Here is a 14,474-nt window from a genome sequence, read left to right on the forward strand (position 1 = left end):
CAAGCGCTACTCCCACGCCGTGCTCGCCATGGGCGTATGCGTCAAACCCGTCGACGCTCACCTCGAAACCACCGCGGATGAGTTCGGTGATCAGCTCGTCACGACCGGCGAAGTGCGGGCCTCGAGGCCTGGTTGAAGGACCTGAAGGCCACCGCCGAAGCCCGCTGCTGAAAGACATGCACCCGTCTTCGCCGCACTCATCGGCAACGATGACGAAGGCCACGGTTTCGTGAACCCGACCTCGCGTCCGATTAGTTGCCGGTGCGAGCGCGCAGGTCGAGCGCGACGTCGGCGATCATGTCCTCCTGTCCGCCGACCAGGCCACGGCGACCGACCTCCACCAGGATGTCGCGGGTGTCGAGGCCATAGAGGTCCGCGGCGGTCTCGGCGTGCCGCAGGAAGCTCGAATACACCCCGGCGTATCCGAGAGTCAGTGTCTCTCGATCCACCTGCACCGGTCGATCCTGCAGCGGCCGCACCAGATCATCGGCAGCGTCCTGCAGTGCGAACAGATCGCACGAGTGTTTCCACCCGTACAGGTCGGCCACTGCGGCGAACGGCTCGATCGGACAGTTTCCGGCGCCGGCACCCTGCCCCGCCAGCGACGCGTCCACTCGCAGCGCACCTTCCTCGACCGCGACCACCGAATTCGCCACCGACAGCGATAGATTTTGGTGCGCGTGGATCCCGATCTGGGTGCGTTCGTCAAGGACATCGCGGTAGGCGCGGACCCGGTCGCGGACCCCGTCCATTGTCAGCCGGCCACCGGAATCGGTGACATAGACGCAGTCCGCGCCGTAGGACTCCATCAGCTTCGCCTGCTGCGAAAGCTCTGCCGGGGCAGCCATGTGCGACATCATCAGGAACCCGGATACGTCCATGCCCAGGTCCTTCGCCGTCTCGATGTGCTGGGCCGAGACGTCCGCCTCGGTGCAGTGCGTCGCTACCCGCACCGAACGCACTCCGATCTCGTAGGCTCGCCGCAATTCGTGGATCGTGCCGATCCCCGGCAGCAGCAATGTCGTCAATCGCGCCGAGGATATCGCGGCGGCCGCCGCCTCGAGCCATTCCCAGTCGGTGTTGCTGCCCGGACCGTAGGTAAGTGAGTGTCCGGCCAGTCCGTCGCCATGCGAAACCTCGATCGCATCCACGCCGGCTCGGTCCAGGGTGCCCGCGATGGTCGCGACATCCGCCGGTGTGATGCGATGGCGGATCGCGTGCATCCCGTCGCGCAGCGTCACATCCTGGATATATAGGGCCGCCCCGTCCGCGGCGAACGCACGTCCGCCGACACGCGTGTTCGCGGCCGTGTCGATTGACCGACTCATGCCGGCACCCCCTCTTCCCGTGCGGCGATCGCGCGTGCCACGGCCAACGCTGCCGAGGTCATGATGTCCAGATTTCCGGCGTAAGACGGCAGATAATGCGCGGCACCCTCCACTTCGAGGAACACCGACACTTTCCACAGCGGCCCTTCGTGATCGGTCAATGTCGCCATCGGCTCGTCGATCTTCGAGAACTGGACCTGCTGTTTGAGCCGATACCCGGGCACGTATTCGGCGACACGCGCTGCCATCGTCTCGATCGACGCCACGACTTCCGTGCGCCGGTCCTCCCCGATCAACGCCAGTACGGTGTCGCGCATGATCATCGGCGGCTCCGCCGGGTTCAGGATGATGATCGCCTTGCCGCGCTGTGCGCCGCCGACCCGCACGATCGCTTCGGAGGTGGTTTCGGTGAATTCATCGATGTTCGCGCGGGTGCCGGGACCTGCCGACCTGGAAGAGATCGATGCCACGATTTCGGCCCAGTACACCGTGGTGATCGAGGAGATCGCCGCGACGATCGGGATGGTGGCCTGCCCGCCGCAGGTCACCATGTTCACATTCGGTGCGTCCAGGTGCTCATGTAGATTCACCGGCGGCACTACATACGGTCCGATCGCCGCCGGGGTCAGGTCGATCAGTCGTTTCCCGAATGGACGCAGCAGTCGCTCGTTGTGCTCATGTGCTTTCGCCGATGTCGCGTCGAACACGATATCGATCTCGGCGAAGCGCGGATGGTCGATCAACCCTTGCACTCCGGTGGCGATCGCGTTGATCCCCAACCGCTGTGCTCGCGCCAACCCGTCCGAGGCGGGGTCGATGCCGACCAATGCGACCGTCTCCAGCTCGGACCCGGCCAACCGTTTGATCTTGATCAGCAGATCGGTGCCGATATTGCCCGGCCCGATGATCGCCACCCGCACACTCATGCGTCGGCTCCCGCGAAAGTCACCGATACCGAACCGATTCCGCTGACGGTCGCGGTATAGGTCCCGCCCGGTCGCACCGGGACCATCGGCCCGAGCGCTCCCGAAAGCACCACCTCACCGGCCCGCAGCGGTGATCCGAACTCGCGAGCGGTGTTCGCCAGCCAGGCCAGCGCGGCCCACGGGCTGCTCAGGCAATCCGACCCGACCCCGGTGGAGACCTCGGTGCCGTTCTCGCTCATCGACATAGTTATCGCCGCCAAGTCCGGTAGGTCCCCGATCGCCAGCTGGTCGCCGAGTACATACAGCCCGGATGAGGCGTTGTCCGCGACGGTGTCACCCAGGGTGATATCCCAGCCCGCGATCCGAGAATCGACAATCTCGATCGCCGCGAACCCGAGCGCCACGAACCGACGCACCGACTCCGCGTCCGCGTCCACGTCGATGTCGATGTCGGCGCCGAGCACGAACGCCACCTCCGCCTCCACCTTCGGTTGCATGAGCAAATTCATCCGCACCACGTCGTCGGTGGAACGGTCCATGTCCGCGAACAGCACTCCGAAATCCGGTTGATCGACACCCAACTGCGCCTGCACCGCGGGCGAGGTCAACCCGATCTTCCGACCCGTCGGCACCCGTCCCCGCGCCACCGAATCCGCCACTACCGCCGACTGCACCGCGTATGCCGCGACCACGTCTGCCGACCCGATGAGTTCACGAACAGGATTGCACGGCACACGATCACGTTCGGCCCGCAGCAACCGTTGGGCCGCGTCGGTGCGCGCGGACTGCACTGTCGAGGATCTGGTCATCGGATGCGCCTTCCATAAGTACTCCGGGCCCGCACGGTCAGCGCGCAGGCGTCGACCGCAGCCTGCCGCGCACCCGAACGGCCGGTCAACGCACTCGGTCCGCTGAGCTGACCACGGACTTCCGGTTCGCCTACCGGACCCGGTCGATATCCAACGTCCCCGCTGCAGGCGATACTCGAGACCTGCCAGATGATCCGACGTTTCCCGACCTTTCGGAGCCAGTGATGACGTCCAACCCGCCCACTACCGCACCGCGAGTGCGGGTGAGCATCTCCGATGCAGTGGCCACTGTTCGGATCGACCGGCCGCCGGCCAACGCCTTCGACCCCGCCCTGATCACCGAGTTACTGGGCGCGCTCGAACCGCTGCGGACCGATCCCGACGTCCGCTGCATCGTTATCCGCGGCACCGGACGATTTTTTGTCGCCGGGGCCGACATCGCCGTGATGCGCGAGCTCACCGAGCAGACCCAGCATGCGATGCGACCGTGGGTCGAGGTGGCGCGGCTGCTGGAGACGGCTCCGAAACCGGTGCTCGCCGCGATCAACGGCCACGCGCTCGGCGGCGGCGCCGAGCTGGCACTGGCCTGCGACATGCGGGTGATGACGTCCTCGGCGACCATCGGGTTCCCGGAGATGGGCCTCGGACTGTTTCCCGGCGCGGGTGGGAGCCAACGCCTGCCCCGACTGCTCGGCGCGCACCGAGCGAAGCTGCTCATGATCAACGGCGACCGGCTCCCGGCCGAGCGGGCGCTGCGGATCGGGTTGGTCGACGAGGTCGTGCCGGACGCCGAATTCGATTCCCGCATAGCCGAACTCGCTCGATCATTTGCGGCCAAGCCGACCCGAACGATCGGGCTGCTCAAGCGCATTGTCGAGCAGGGACGTGAGTTGCCTATCGAGCAAGCGCTGGACGTGGAGTTCACCGCCGTCCTGGAACTGATAACGACCGCAGACACCGCCGAGGGCTTGCAGGCGTTTCTGGACAAGCGGGCCCCGTTGTTCACCGGCCGCTAGCCGAATCGAATCGTCGTCCCGACTACCGTGGAGAAAACACTTATGACACAAAGATTTTGGCGACCCGCGTGTGTCGCCGTCGCCGCGCTCGCTGCGGTCGCCCTCGCCGCCACCGCCTGCTCACGCCCGGCGACCGAGGCGGCGTCCGGGGACGGCCCGATCCGCATCTCGGTCGGCGTCGATCCCTCCTACGCCCCGTTCTTCCTTGCCGACAAGGAGGGCATGTTCAAGACTGCCGGTCTGGACGTGCAGATCGTCCAGACCGAGGGTGGTGCGGCGAGCGCGCAGAACGTCGTCGCCGGCACCTCCGAAATGTCGGGCAACGCGGACTCGACCGCCCTGACCGTCATGGCCGCCAACCCTGGCTTGCGGGCACTCGGTGTTTACGAGGATTCACAGCGGTACTTCCAAGTGGTGCTGCGCCAAGGGGTTACTCCGCAGTCGATCAAGACGATGGGGGTGTTTCCGGGCATCAGTCTGTACTTCACCGACATCTACCTGCGCAGCCTCGGGATCGATCCGGCGAGCACCAAACTGGTGAATACCGGCCCGCCGGAACAGCCCGCGCTGCTCGCGCGTGGCGACATCGACGCTTTCGTCTCGTTCGACCCGTGGATCGCCCAGGCCGTCGGCACCGGCGGCAAGGTCGTCGCGACGAGCGGTGACTTCGGCGCAAAGTACGCACAGTGGTTGCTCGCCTCGCAATCCTGGCTCGCGAAGCACGAGGACACCGCCGCACGCGTATTCCGGGTCGTCGCCGACGCTGCCGCCATCGTGCAATCCGATCCGGAAAGGGCGGCGAAGGCCGTCTCGGCCGCCATCCAAATGGACCCGGCTGCGGCGAAACGTACCGTCACCCAGATCGACTTCGGTGTACGGGATTTCACCGAAGACGACCTCACCCGCGCCGATTCCCTCGTGGAGTTCTTTCAGGGCCAGAACAAGATCTCTGGGCCTGTCGACACCGACACCGGGCTGCTGCGCGGTTGGGTGAGCAAGCATGTCGCGGGCCCACCGGCTTGAGGGCTGAGTCTGCTGCATCATCGACCGGTTCGGTCCGTTCAGCAGAACAAAACGCTTTCCCGGCGACGTCACCGAACGTAGGTTCGGGCCAACTCGGCCGCCGGGAACACGCGGACCGGGACAACACAAAGAGAACGGAGTAGCGATGGTCGAATCTGCTGGTCGGGTTGTGGAGCTGTCGAGCCCGTTCATCCGATCCGCCGGGCGCATTCTCGTCGGGCTCGGATACGACGTCATCCTCGTCGAGCCGCCCGAAGGTGACCCGGCCCGCCGCGAGTTCGACGGGCACGCCTTCGCGCACTGGCACGCCGGCAAGAAGTCGGTGGTCATCGACCTCGCGACCGAGGCAGGACGGCGCAACCTGTCCCGTCTGGTCTCCGAGGCCGACATCTTCCTCGACGGTAGCGACGTCGGCACCGAACCCGTTGTGCCGCAGCATGGTTCGACCGTCCATGTCCGAGTGACGCCGTTCGGGTCGGACGGTCCGCGCCGACGCTGGGCCGCAACCGACCTCGTCGTCGCGGCGCTCGGCGGCATGCTCGGACAGGTCGGCGATCCGGATGGTCCACCGCTCGCGCTGCCCGAGGGGCAGGCCGAACAGCTCGCTGGGGTGAACGCCGCGATCGGAGCCCTGCTAGGACTCCGAATGCGCGCGCACGGCCCGGTCCCAAGGGTGGACATCGCCGCGCAGGAGTGCGTGGCGGCCGCCCTCGAGGCAGGCGCCCTCGCCTACCTGCATGAGGATCGGGTGCCGCCACGCCCGGGCCGGGTGCATCCGCTGGTGCCGCATGGGCTGTTCCGTGCCGCCGACGGATACCTCGGCGGCGGGCTCGGCGGCAGCCCACGCATGTGGGACGCACTACTGGCCTGGCTGATCGAGGAGGGTGCCGCCGAGGACCTCGACGATCCGCGCTGGCACGATCCGGTGGAACGAAAGATCCACCAGGACCACGTCTTCGAGGTTGTGCAGCGCTTCCTCGGCAAGTGGACCAAGCAGGAATTCGCGGTCGCGGCCCAAGCACGCAAACTGCCGTGGGCCGCGGTGGACCGCCCCGACGAACTGCTACTCAACCCGCAGCTCAACGATCGGGACTTCTTTCTCGACGTGCTGTCCGGCGAATCCGTCACCCGCGACCTCGGTTTCGGATTCGCTTTCCCCGAGGGCGAGCGAGTCCGTGCGCTGATCGTGCCCGAACTCGGTGCGCATCAGGCGCTGCTGGGTCCGCGCCGAGCGCAGAGCGCGGCACGGCATGCGGCCACAGCCACGGGCAGCGGCCGGATGCCGCTCGACGGAATCCGCGTGCTCGACCTCACCTGGGTACTCGCCGGCCCCTATTGCACCCGTATCCTCGCCGACCACGGCGCCGATGTCGTCAAAGTGGAGTCGCTCGGGCGGCCGGATCCGACCCGCTTCGCCCCCGCTATGCATCTGTCGCGCGGACCGCACGACGATCCGGACACCAGCGGCTACTTCAACGACGTCAACCGCAATAAACGCAGCATCACCCTCGATACCCGCTCCCCGGCGGGACTGGCCGTGCTCGCGGACCTGATTGCGCACAGCGACGTGGTGATCGAGAACTTCAGCTCGGCCGTCATGGACAAGATGGGCCTCGGCTACGAAAGGATGCGCGAGCTGCGTGCGGACATCGTGTATGTGTCGATGTCCGGGATGGGCCACACCGGGCCGCTGCGCGGCTGGGTGTCCTACGCCGATATCGTCTCCGCGGCAGCGGGTTTGACGGCTATGACCGGTTGGAGCGCCGACGAAGTGGTCGGGGTGATTTACGGGCACGGCGACATCGTGGCCGGATTACAGGCCGCCACGGCAGTTCTCGCCGCCCTCGGCCACCGGGACCGCACTGGCCGAGGCCAGCACGTCGACCTGTCCCAGTACGAGGCGATGGCCTCGCATATGGGCACCAGTGTCGTGCGGGCCGCCGGTACCGGACGGGCTCCGGTCCCGATGGGTAACGCGCATCCCACCATGTCCCCGCACGGTGTGTTCCGCTGTCTCGGACCGGACCGTTGGTGCGCGATCGCGGTACGCGACCAGGACGATTGGGAGCGGCTGTGTGTGGTGATCGAACGGCCCGAATGGGTTGTTGACGAACGCTTCCGAACCGCCGAGGCCCGACGCGAGCACGAGGACGAGATCGCCACTGTAGTCAGCGCGTGGACTGTGTCCATGTCGGCCGACCTCGCCGCCGAGCAGCTGCAGAGCGTGGGAGTCCCGGCGGGCGCGGTGCAGAACGGACGCGACCTGGTCGAAGCGGACCCGCAGCTCCGGGCGCGCGGCTACTACGTGCGTGGCGTCCACCCGCGCGTCGGCCCCTTCCTGCACGAGGGCGCACCCATCCGGATCGGCGAACCGGTCGCGGTGCGCCGGGCCGCGCCGCTGCTCGGTGCCGACACCGACGCGGTGCTGGGCGATGTCGCCGGATACTCGCCGGAGACCATCGCGCGACTGCGCGCCGACTCGGTCCTGTCCTGACCCGCACCCGAAAGTCCTTGGAGGAGAACACAATGCGCGCTGCGCGACTGCACAACTACGACCAGGCCCCGATCATCGACGAGATCGAGACCCCGGCCAGGAGCGCGGGACAGACGCTGGTTCGCATCGACGCGGCGGCGCTGGGTCACCTCGACATCACCGTCGCCAGCGGAACCTTCAATATCCGTCCGACGCTGCCGCACATCGGCGGGACCGACGGTGCGGGCACTGTCATCGAGTCCGACACATTGGCGCCCGGCACCAGGGTTCTCGTGCGCGGCGGCGGGATCGGGCTGTTCAAGCCCGGCTGTTGGGCGGAATACCTGGTTGCCGCCGACAAGGCGTTCACCCCGTTCGACTCCGGGCTCGAACCGCAGGTTGCCGCCACCTTCTTCCTGCCGAGCACGACCGGTTTCGTCGCGGTCAACGACGTGGCCCGGGTGACCGCCGGCGAGCGAGTCGTGGTGTCCGGCGCGTCGGGCGCGGTGGGATCTATGGCCGCCCAGTTCGCGCTGCTCGCGGGCGCGTCCGAGGTGATCGGTGTCGTGCCTCGCGAGGAGCAGGCGGCATTGCTGCCGCCCGGCGTGCGCCCGGTCGTCGGACGCGGGCCGGAGCTGGCCGCGGCGCTCGGGTCGGAGCCTGGGGCCGAGGTGCTGATCGATACCCTCGGCGGTGACTGTCTGCCACCGCTGCTGGAATGGGTGGTGCCGGGTGGGCGCGCCGCGCTGATCGGCTACACGCTCGGCACCGAACTTCGGATCGACCTGCCCAATTGGCTGCTCAACGACGTGGCGATCCTGCCGGTCAACATGATGCGCCGCACCGACCGCCAAATCGAGCTCGCCCCGCAGCTCATCGATCGGCTCGTGGCAGGCGAGATCCGGCTCGCCGTGCAACAGTTTCCGCTCGACGACATCGCCGACGCCTTGCGGTTGATGCGGGAGGGGAAAGTCACCGGCCGCGCGGTTGTGGTTCCCTGAACACCACATGAGTGCACAGAAGACCAGCAGCAACACCGTCCCCGCATCCGATCGACCGCGGTTGCCGGTGGCCATGACCATTCCGGCGCTACTGATCGACCGCGCCGAGAGTCGTGGCGCCCACCCGGCGCTGCGGGTCGGCGACTTATGCCTGAGTTACGCCGATCTCGCGCAGCGCGCCGCGTCGATGGCGGCGTCGATGGCGGCTCGCGGCGTGCGCGCCACCGACGCGGTGGCCGCGATGTCCGCCAATCGGATCGAGTTGCTCGACCTGATTCTCGGCTGTGGATGGTTGGGTGCGGTCGCGGTACCGCTGAACACCGCACTGCGCGCCGACGCGCTTGCCCATGTGCTCACCGCTTCGGGTGCCCGTCATGTGCTGGTCGAGCCGGTGTTCCTGGACCGGCTCGACGGGACCGGATTCACCGGCGACCGTTGGGTTTTGGGCACTGACACCGTGCCCCGACCGAATTTCCCATCCGCCCCCGACCCCGCGGACGCGGTGTCGGCCCTCGATACTGCCGCGATCCTGTTCACTTCGGGCACCACCGGTCCGCCGAAGGGGGTGCGCTGCCCGCACGCCCAATTTCTCTGGTGGGGGTACGGAGTCGGCGCCTCCCTCGGGCTCGGCCCCGACGACGTGCTCTACAACGGCTTACCGCTGTTCCACACCAACGCCATCAACGCCCTGTTCCAGGCTCTCGTCGCCGGCGCCACCTTCGTACTCGGACAACACTTCTCGGTGCGGGAGCACTGGCGTCGAGTGTCGGACGCGGACGCGACCGTGGTGTACCTGCTCGGCGCCATGGTCGCGATGCTCGCCGCAGCACCGTCCGCGCCCAGCGACCGCGACCATCGCGTCACCCGAGCGCTTTCCCCTGCCACGCCGAAGCAGCTGTTGGCCCCGTTCCGCGCACGTTTCGGCGTCGAACTGGTCGACGGATTCGCCAGCACCGAAACCAATCTCGTCCTCGGAACGCTGCCCGGCGATCGCCGCCCCGGCTATCTCGGCACCGTAATGCCGGGCTACGACGCCCAGGTGATCGACGATGCGGGCCGGGCAGTTCCGGATGGCACGGCGGGTGAACTTGCGGTCCGCACCACACTGCCCGGCGGTTTCGCGCTCGGCTACATCGGGGAGCCACCGCAGCCGCCGAATGCCTGGCTGCGCACCGGAGACCGGGTAGTCCGCGAGTCCGACGGCTGGTTTCGCTTCGTCGACCGTATCAAGGACATCATCCGTCGCCGCGGTGAGAATATTTCCGCGGCCGAGGTCGAGGAGGTGCTCGCCCGGCATCCGACCGTCGAGCACGTAGCGGTATTCCCGGTGCCGTCGGACCTGGCCGAGGACGAGGTGATGGCCGCGATCGTGCCACACAACGGCATACCGATCGATCCCGACGAATTACGCCGGTTCGCTGGCGACCGTTTGGCCGTGTTCGCGGTGCCACGATATTTCGAAACCGTCGACGCGCTACCACTCACCGAGACCGGAAAGGTCCGCAAATCGGAGCTTCGGGCGCGCGGTATCGGCCCGAATACTTGGGATGCCGAGCAATCGCAAACCGGTACTTCCGCTGAGCGACTCGACTAGATCAACCTTCCCGTCGCCGATGTCCGAGCGCGGCGCCGATGACTCCCGGCAATGCGTTGCGACCGAGCCCGCCGTGGGCGAGCCGCTGGGGCAGCACCTTGGACGTGATCGTGGTGATACGGCGCCTCAGCGAAACTAGTTGCCGCAGCCGTTGAACGAGCACATCGTCGGGCTGCACGACGGTGCGCGAGTGGCCGGGCCGTTTGCCGTATGCGTGCACTTCATCGCCTGTAGGGCGCGGCTGATCCCCACTCCTGCGGTGCGCAGTGCTCCGGTCACCCGGCTGACGTTGAGCCGGGCGGTGGGGCCCGTTACCGATAGCGCGCCGGCGAGGGTCGCGGGGCCGCTGAAGACCGGAACCGCGACGCTCATGTAGCCGAGGCGGGTTTCCTCTACCTCGACGGCCAACTGTTCCTTGCGCATCCGCTCGAGCTGCTGACGCAGTAGCGAGACCGACATGGTGGTCCGGGTCGTCAGTGCGGTAAAGCCCTGTTCGACCACTTGGTCGAACACCGATGGCGGGGAGAAGGCGAGGATCATCTTGCCGGTTGCCGTACAGTACAGCGGCAATCGGCCGGCCACCCGTGATTGCTGGTTGAGGCCACGGTGCCCGATGATCTTTTCGACATACAACACGTCGATGCCGTCGCGGACCGCGAAGTGCACGGTCTCCTGCGTGGCGAGCAGGAGGTCTTCCATATAGGGCAGTGCGGCGCTGCGCAGGATCCGCTGCCGTGGCACCAACTGGCCGAGCTCGAAGAGTCTCAGGCCGAGCCGGTACTTCGTGCCCGCTCGCTCGAGTAGACCCCACTCGACCAACTCGCTGGCCAGCCGGTGCACGGACGCCTTCGCGACGCCGCTGCGGCGGGCCAGCTCGGTGAGCGAGAGGTCGCTGTGGTCGGTGTCGAAAGCCTCCAGGATCAACCTGGCCTTGCCGAGGACCGAGGACAGGTCTGATCCGGGCGCGTGGGCGGGGTCGATCGGCATCACCGAACCGAGATCGGCTGATTGCTGCGCGGCTGCTCGAGTCACGGGGTGCCTCCTGACGTTGAAGCACGATGCCTTCAACCCATGCGACTATAGGCGTCGCCGTGACGGGGCGCACTTCCGATGGTCCGTTCAGTGGATCGGTTCCACATTGTTTACCTGCGAGCTCAGGAACGCGCGTACCGCGTCGGCCACCCGCACGGCCTGCGTTTCGATCAGTGCTACGGTGCCGTCGTCGATGACCGTTTCGTCCACGTTCGGCGCTGCGGTCAGGTGCTTGCGCAAATGTGGCTGGTTCGGCAGCGCGAACGGATCCGCGCCCCCGGCCATCAACAGCACCGGCACGGTCACCGCCCCGATCCGTTCCTCCATCCGGTATCGGCCGCAGGCTCGATGCCCCTCGGCCGGGTCGATGCCGAAGGAGAGCGCGTCGTGAACGAACCGGTCGAGTAGCTCGGTCACCGGTTCCGGATAGTAGGGCCGGCGCAGCTCCCACAGTGTCCGTAGGTGCTCGCCGTCGGGTGTGTGGTCGGCGCGGTCGACGCCGCCGGAGCCCGAGTGTCCGGCCCGATAGGCCGCGTCCACCCACGGACACGACGACAACACGACAGCGTCGAGGCACGCACTCCGCTCGGCCGCCATCTCCATCGCTACCGCGGCGCCGGTGTGATGGCCGAACGCCGTGGCTCGCTCGATGCCGAGCGCGTCGAGCAGTTCCCATGCCGCACCGGCGTACGCCTCGATCGTCTGGGGCGCTGGCAGCGCGGCGCTGGCGCCGAACCCCGGCATGTCCATCGCGATCACCCGAAACTCATTGGCGAGCAACGGAATCAGTTCCCGGAACTCGTCCCAGGATCGCGGGGTCTGGTGCAAAAGCAGTAATGCTGGACCGCTGCCCTGCTCGGCGTAGTGCAGCTGACCGAAAGAGGTGTCGGCGTACCCGAATCGCACTCGTGTCCCAGTGTCATCCGAGCTCTCGGTGCCTCCCAAAGTCCCAGTGCCGCTGCCGGTCCCAGTGCTGATACCGGTCACAGCGCCGCCACCATCGGGGTGTCGACGCCGACCACGTCGATTTTCGCCGCGCCACCGGGATTGCCGAGTGGCTCGGAACGGGTCGGCAGGATCTCGAGGAAGAACCGCTTGGCGTCCTCCTTGAAATCCGGGTCGGCCTTGCGATCCACCGTAATCGCCTCGACGGGGCAGGCGAGTTCGCAAGCGCCGCAGTCGATGCACTCGGTCGGGTTGATGTATAGCTTGCGTTCACCCTCGTATATGCAGTCGACGGGGCACTCCTCCATGCACGAGCGGTCGGTGTAGTCGACGCATGCTTCGCCGATGACGAAAGCCATTGTTCAGCCCTCCTGTTCGGTGGAATGACCGGGGAAGATCTCGGCATCCGGGTCGAGTGCCGCGGCCGCGTTGTTGATCGCGGTCGCCGCCTCGCCGAATCCCACGGCGATCAGCCGGACCTTGCCCGGGTAGTCGGTGATGTCACCGGCGGCGTATATCCGCGGTGCGGTGGTCTCCATGCGGGTGTTGACGACGATGTGGCGCGAGTCGATCTCGATGCCCCACCGCGTCATCGGGCCGAGGTCGGCGGTGAAGCCGAGTGCCGCGATCACCGACTGTGCGGGAAGCGTGGTGGTGGTCTTGTCGACCTGGTGCGCGACGTCGACCTCGGTGATCCAGCCATTGCCGCGTATCGCGGCGATGTCGGCGTTGACGAGCATCCGTACGCCGCTGTCGCGCACTTTGGTGACGGTCGCGGCATGCGCGCGGAACTTGTCACGTCGGTGCACCAGGGTCACCGACGCGGCGATCGACTCGAGGTGCACCGCCCAGTCGAAGGCGCTGTCGCCACCGCCGACGATGACCACATCCTTGTCCGCGTGCGCGGATAGGTCGGGCACGAAGTAGCTCAGGCCGCGATCGATGAAGTCGAGCCCCTTGGTCAGCGGTCGCGGCGTGAATATCCCGATCCCACCGGTGATCACTACGGCACCGGCGGTAATGGTGCGGTCCTTGCTCGTGGTGATCACGACTCGGCCGTCGGTGCGATGGATGAGGCTCTGTGCCTGCTCGCCGAGCAGGTAGGCCGGGTCGTAGGGGGCGGCTTGTTCGAGCAGCCCGCTGATGAGATCGCGCCCACGTACCGACGGAAATCCGGCGATATCGAGGATAGCCTTTTCGGGATACATTGCGCTGACCTGACCGCCGGCCTCCGACAGCGAGTCGATCACGGCCACCTTCAACCCTCGGAACCCGGCGTAGTACGCGGCGTAGAGCCCAGCAGGGCCTGCCCCGACGATCAGTATGTCGACATCGAGTTCGGTGTCTGTCGAGGCTTGGCGCGATCCGTTCATGTCGGCAACGGTAATAACGGTGTGGCGCTTGATAAATGAAATCGGTCCGCTGGGCAGACCAGGCGCACCGGATCCGCCGGACCGAAAGAACGGCGGGTCCATCGACACCCCGGCAGGTGCCGACGGACCCGCCGTCGCAGTCCGGTCGCCGCTACGCGTCAGCCGAACACCCCCGGCTCATCCGAGGCGATTTTCTGAATAATGGTCGAATACGCGAACCATCCGACCTTCTCGGTACCCACTGCCTCGTAGGTCTGTGCGGAGATCTTGTCGTGCAGGACGACCGGGTCACCCGCGGCCAGCGCGGCGAGCTCGGCCTGCATCGAACGCTCCATCGAGACGTACCACCACACCGCGCTCTCCACCGAGGTTCCGACGGTCAGGTGCCCGTGATTGGCGAGGATGACGGCCTTGTTGTCACCGAGCGCCGCGGCGATCCGCAGTCCTTCCTCCTCGTCGAGCGCCACCCCGTGGTACTCCTCGTAAACGGAGTGATCGTGGTAAAACGCGCAGGCGTCCTGGGTGATCGGGCGCAGCGGCCGATGCAGTGCGGCGAACGCCTTGCCGTGCAGTCCGTGCGCGTGCACGGCACCGATTACGTCGGGCCGGGCCTCGTGCACCTTCGAATGGATGACGAACGCGGCACGGTTGAGTGGGCCGTCGCCGGATAGGACGGTCCCGTCGGAGCCGACGTGTAAGAGCTCCTCGGGCCGTACGCAGGCGAAGTGCCTGCCGAATGGCGCGGTCCAGAATGTGTCGGGGCGCTCGGGGTCGCGGGCGGTGATATGTCCGGAGATGCCCTCGTCGAGCCCGAAGCGCGACAGGATCCGGTAGCCACCGACGACCGCCAGTTTGCGGCGGCGGCGTTCGTCGTCGACATCCGAGTATTCGGGCCGGCCGGGGATGCCGGCGAGTTCGGCGATATTCGGTGCGGAAGTCATTGCGTCCCTTCTA

General features: G+C 66.9%; 13 protein-coding genes. 5 read left to right on the top strand and 8 right to left on the bottom strand.

Annotated elements, in window-relative coordinates; genetic code table 11:
• Positions 1–251 precede the first annotated feature (251 nt).
• From dmpG to ACLMAJ_RS35985, 3 genes are read right to left on the bottom strand one after another with little or no spacing between them, the layout of a single operon-like run.
• Positions 252–1,328 carry a 4-hydroxy-2-oxovalerate aldolase gene (gene dmpG, locus ACLMAJ_RS35975; RefSeq protein WP_412018375.1) on the bottom strand — a complete coding sequence of 359 codons (1,077 nt, stop codon included), beginning with the start codon at positions 1,326–1,328 and terminating at the stop codon, positions 252–254.
• Complete coding sequence (locus tag ACLMAJ_RS35980; protein ID WP_412018376.1) at positions 1,325–2,254, bottom strand: acetaldehyde dehydrogenase (acetylating); 930 nt, start codon at positions 2,252–2,254, stop codon at positions 1,325–1,327. The genes dmpG and ACLMAJ_RS35980 overlap by 4 nt, the downstream gene beginning before the upstream one ends.
• Positions 2,251–3,063: a 2-keto-4-pentenoate hydratase gene (locus ACLMAJ_RS35985; protein WP_412018377.1), complete on the bottom strand. Its 813-nt coding sequence runs from the start codon at positions 3,061–3,063 to the stop codon at positions 2,251–2,253. The genes ACLMAJ_RS35980 and ACLMAJ_RS35985 overlap by 4 nt, the downstream gene beginning before the upstream one ends.
• 224 nt (positions 3,064–3,287) lie before the next feature.
• Between ACLMAJ_RS35985 and ACLMAJ_RS35990 the strand changes: the two genes are divergently transcribed.
• From ACLMAJ_RS35990 to ACLMAJ_RS36010, 5 genes are all read left to right on the top strand, one after another.
• The gene (locus tag ACLMAJ_RS35990) at positions 3,288–4,079 is read left to right on the top strand and encodes an enoyl-CoA hydratase/isomerase family protein (RefSeq protein WP_412018378.1); all 792 of its coding nucleotides are present in this window, start codon (positions 3,288–3,290) and stop codon (positions 4,077–4,079) included.
• Between the two features lie 42 nt (positions 4,080–4,121).
• Positions 4,122–5,102, top strand: a complete 981-nt coding sequence (locus ACLMAJ_RS35995; protein ID WP_412018379.1) for an ABC transporter substrate-binding protein — start codon at positions 4,122–4,124, stop codon at positions 5,100–5,102.
• Between the two features lie 145 nt (positions 5,103–5,247).
• On the top strand, positions 5,248–7,596 hold the full coding sequence (locus ACLMAJ_RS36000; protein WP_412018380.1) for a CaiB/BaiF CoA-transferase family protein: 2,349 nt from the start codon (positions 5,248–5,250) through the stop codon (positions 7,594–7,596).
• A 32-nt stretch (positions 7,597–7,628) separates the two neighbouring features.
• Entirely contained in the window at positions 7,629–8,576 is a 948-nt protein-coding gene (locus ACLMAJ_RS36005; protein WP_412018381.1) for a quinone oxidoreductase family protein, read from the top strand.
• Positions 8,577–8,583: 7 nt separating this feature from the next.
• A complete protein-coding gene (locus ACLMAJ_RS36010; protein ID WP_412018382.1) occupies positions 8,584–10,170 on the top strand; it encodes an AMP-binding protein in 1,587 nt (528 codons plus the stop codon).
• Between the two features lie 135 nt (positions 10,171–10,305).
• Here ACLMAJ_RS36010 and ACLMAJ_RS36015 read toward each other — a convergent pair whose 3' ends face one another.
• From ACLMAJ_RS36015 to ACLMAJ_RS36035, 5 genes are all read right to left on the bottom strand, one after another.
• Positions 10,306–11,157, bottom strand: a complete 852-nt coding sequence (locus ACLMAJ_RS36015) for an IclR family transcriptional regulator (RefSeq protein WP_412018415.1) — start codon at positions 11,155–11,157, stop codon at positions 10,306–10,308.
• A gap of 132 nt (positions 11,158–11,289) precedes the next feature.
• Complete coding sequence (locus tag ACLMAJ_RS36020) at positions 11,290–12,108, bottom strand: alpha/beta fold hydrolase (RefSeq protein ID WP_412018383.1); 819 nt, start codon at positions 12,106–12,108, stop codon at positions 11,290–11,292.
• Between the two features lie 77 nt (positions 12,109–12,185).
• Complete coding sequence (locus tag ACLMAJ_RS36025) at positions 12,186–12,506, bottom strand: DUF362 domain-containing protein (RefSeq protein WP_412018384.1); 321 nt, start codon at positions 12,504–12,506, stop codon at positions 12,186–12,188.
• A 3-nt stretch (positions 12,507–12,509) separates the two neighbouring features.
• On the bottom strand, positions 12,510–13,520 hold the full coding sequence (locus ACLMAJ_RS36030) for an NAD(P)/FAD-dependent oxidoreductase (RefSeq protein ID WP_412018385.1): 1,011 nt from the start codon (positions 13,518–13,520) through the stop codon (positions 12,510–12,512).
• A gap of 158 nt (positions 13,521–13,678) precedes the next feature.
• Positions 13,679–14,461 (bottom strand): class II aldolase/adducin family protein, encoded by a 783-nt coding sequence (locus ACLMAJ_RS36035; RefSeq protein WP_412018386.1) that lies wholly within the window; start codon positions 14,459–14,461, stop codon positions 13,679–13,681.
• Positions 14,462–14,474: the final 13 nt, after the last annotated feature.

Source organism: Nocardia arseniciresistens, from assembly GCF_046764875.1.
Taxonomy (GTDB): domain Bacteria; phylum Actinomycetota; class Actinomycetes; order Mycobacteriales; family Mycobacteriaceae; genus Nocardia; species Nocardia arseniciresistens.